Annotated in this window: 5 protein-coding genes; all 5 read right to left on the bottom strand. The window is 34.9% G+C overall.

From position 1 onward, the window contains the following. A partial coding sequence (locus AC3AX0_RS10380) for a hypothetical protein (protein WP_487550220.1) occupies nucleotides 1-207 on the bottom strand: 207 nt, incomplete at its 3' end. Between the two features lie 86 nt (nucleotides 208-293). Continuing rightward, nucleotides 294-515: a YdbC family protein gene (locus AC3AX0_RS10375; RefSeq protein WP_487550219.1), complete on the bottom strand. Its 222-nt coding sequence runs from the start codon at nucleotides 513-515 to the stop codon at nucleotides 294-296. 137 nt (nucleotides 516-652) lie between these two features. Further along, entirely contained in the window at nucleotides 653-1,291 is a 639-nt protein-coding gene (locus AC3AX0_RS10370) for a phosphoribosylanthranilate isomerase (protein WP_487550218.1), read from the bottom strand. Further along, on the bottom strand, nucleotides 1,288-2,070 hold the full coding sequence (gene trpC / locus AC3AX0_RS10365) for an indole-3-glycerol phosphate synthase TrpC (RefSeq protein ID WP_487550217.1): 783 nt from the start codon (nucleotides 2,068-2,070) through the stop codon (nucleotides 1,288-1,290). The genes AC3AX0_RS10370 and trpC overlap by 4 nt, the downstream gene beginning before the upstream one ends. A 4-nt stretch (nucleotides 2,071-2,074) precedes the next feature. Continuing rightward, on the bottom strand, nucleotides 2,075-3,029 hold a 955-nt coding region (gene trpD, locus AC3AX0_RS10360; RefSeq protein ID WP_487550216.1), incomplete at its 5' end, for an anthranilate phosphoribosyltransferase.

The raw sequence follows: 3,029 nt of genomic DNA, 5'->3' as shown, positions 1-3,029 counted from the left end.
GAAATCCGCTTCCCCGGATTTTGAGGCTTTGCTCGCTATTGACAATATCCTTGTCACTACAATAATTCCTATTACTATAACAATTATGACATTCCCACTTTTTATGTTCATATTGGTTCTTAAAACTCTAGTTAAAAGCATGAACAGCAGATATATTGAAATGACTGTTCCAAAAATCGAACTTTGTTTTTTGTTTTTACCAGCCATATACCCTCCTAAAATTAAATATATATACATTATAAACTTAAATAAAAAAAATAACCAGTCTTTTACCCGGTTATTTTAATAAATCGTTATTCGATTTCCAGCTCATTCAATATATCTCTAAGCTGTATAAGTTCTTCAGCAGAAAAGGTTACTCCCTTTGTCATCTTTTCATGATCAGGATCCCATTCTCTAATGTCATACTTTGGTTCCCTTTCATTCCAGCTAACAAGTGTAAGTTCCTTTTTCCAGCCTTTTGCATTTTCAGATAATTCACCGAATTTAGTTACTACTTCAAATTTAAATGCCATTTCAACCTCCGATTATTTCTATATATATTATGTCATATTATTTCTAATTGATAATAACACATATTAGTCGCATAAATCAATATTATATTATTCGATTCTAACAATAAGCTTGTCGCTAAAACTTGAAAATTTAATATTTATCCATTACTCCTCACAAGTTCTATGAATCTCTTTATTTTTCCTCCATCCTTAGAATCGTCAGTTTCAACTCCCGAACTAACATCGACACAGCATGGATCTATATGATCTATACCTTCCAATACATTATTTTCATTAAGTCCTCCGGCAAGTATAACAGGATATTTACTACCTATATCCTTGTATGCTGCCCAGTTGAATTTCTCACCAAGACCTCCATAAGCTTTGTCTGAAAACTTATCCAGAAGAAATCCATCAACATTGTCAAATGTATCCAGATGCTTCATGACCGTATCCAATGGCTGATTCCCTATCCTTACAACCTTCCATATTTTGAAATCATAATTTTTTTTGAGTTCATCGAGCCTGTCTATATATTTTTTGTTTTCATCTCCATGAAGCTGAACAATCTTCAATCCACATACAAGAGATTGTTCTATGTAATACAGGCTTTGATTAACAAATACACCTACCGGAGCTATTGAATCATCGAGTTCCTCTATAAATATTTTAAGCTGACTGAGGCTAACATTTCGCTTGCTCTCTGCAAGAACAAATCCAGCATATTCCGGATAATACCTGTTGACTATATCAACATCGTTGATGGTCCTGAGACCGCATATTTTAATACTTGTCATTTCAATCCCCTCAATTCATTAAATTTCCCTACCCTGTCAGGAGATTTCATGAAAGCTTCACCAATAAGCACTGCATCGACACCTATTCCATCAAGATATTTCATATCCTCATAGGTGTTTATTCCACTTTCACTAACCTTCACTATATCATCTGGCATAAGACTAATTAGCTTTTCGGTGTTTTTTAGGTCCACCGTAAATGTTTCAAGATCTCTGTTGTTTACTCCAATTATTCTCGAACCTGAATTCAATGCCTTTTTTACATCAGCTTCATTGTGTACTTCAACCAGACATTCAAGTCCAAGACTGTAGGCAAGACTGATAAATTCTGTCAATTTCTTCTCATCCATTATTCTGCAAATTAATAATATAGCATCAGCATTCAAAACTTTAGCTTCATAAATCTGATATTCATCAATTATAAAGTCCTTCCTCAAAACAGGAATATCCACCTTTTCTTTCACTTCTGTAAGATATTTTCCTTTTCCTAGAAAAAAATCCTCTTCAGTTAAAACCGATATGGCATCAGCATTTTCATTGTAGATTTCTGCGTAATCCAAATACTTAAATTCATCGGAAATAAGTCCCTTCGAAGGTGAAGCTTTCTTGATTTCAGCTATAATTGTAATCCTATTTTTATTATGTAACCCTTTTTCGAATTTATATGACATTTCCTTTTCCATGCCTTCAACTTCCATCTTCAATTCATAAAGGCTTTTGTTTTTTTTGGTTTCTATTAATTTTTCAATCTTTTTATCTATTATCTTATCCAAAATCATCAGTCTACCTCCTAGTTTCCGTCCTCATTTTTTCAAGTTTTTCATAGGCCATGCCAGAATCCACCGAGATTATAGCTTTATGTAAACCTTCTTCGAAACTATTTGCCACTCCTGATATGTATATGGCTGCCGCAGCATTTAAAATGGCAATATCTCTCTTGAAACCATCAACACCCTTAAGTATGGATTCTAATATATTAGCGTTAACCTCAGGCGTTTCGCCTGATATATCTTTTAATTCACATAGCTTGAATCCATAATCCTCCGGATTTATTACATATTCAATCACCTTGTCATCCTTGATTTCCGACACATAGGTTTTACCTGTAAGTGTTATCTCATCAAGACCGTCTTCTCCATGGACTACCATAGCCCGTTTCACTCCAAGTTCCTTTAATACATTTGCACATACATGAACAAGATGCTTATCATATACTCCCATGATTTGTTTCTCTACTGAAGCTGGATTAACCATAGGTCCCAATATATTGAATACCGTTCTGAATTTCAGTTCTTTTCTTACAGGTACAACGTTTTTAAAAGACTTGTGGTGATGAGGTGCAAACATGAAGCCTATGTTAGCTTCATCAAGACAGTTTTTAATCTTTTCATTTTCATCAGTAAGATGTACTCCTAGCTTTTCCAAAACATCGGCTGATCCGCTCTTGCTTGATACCGACCTATTACCATGCTTTGCCACCTTAACTCCTGCTCCAGCCGCTATAAATGATGCCGTAGTTGATATATTGAAGGTATTTGCTCCATCGCCACCAGTACCAACACAGTCAACAAGATTTTCATGTTTGTATTCCAACTTGCTGGCATTGTCGATTACAGACATAGCACATCCGCTTATTTCATCTACAGTTTCACCCTTCATCTTTAATGCTGTAAGGAAGGAAGCGGTCTGTACAGGAGATGACTCTCCATTCATGATAGAGTTCATTGCCTCCAAAGCT

The organism is Dethiosulfatibacter sp., assembly GCF_983023055.1.
Note: the sequence above shows the minus strand (reverse complement) of the source record. Positions and strands in the feature narration are given on the sequence as shown.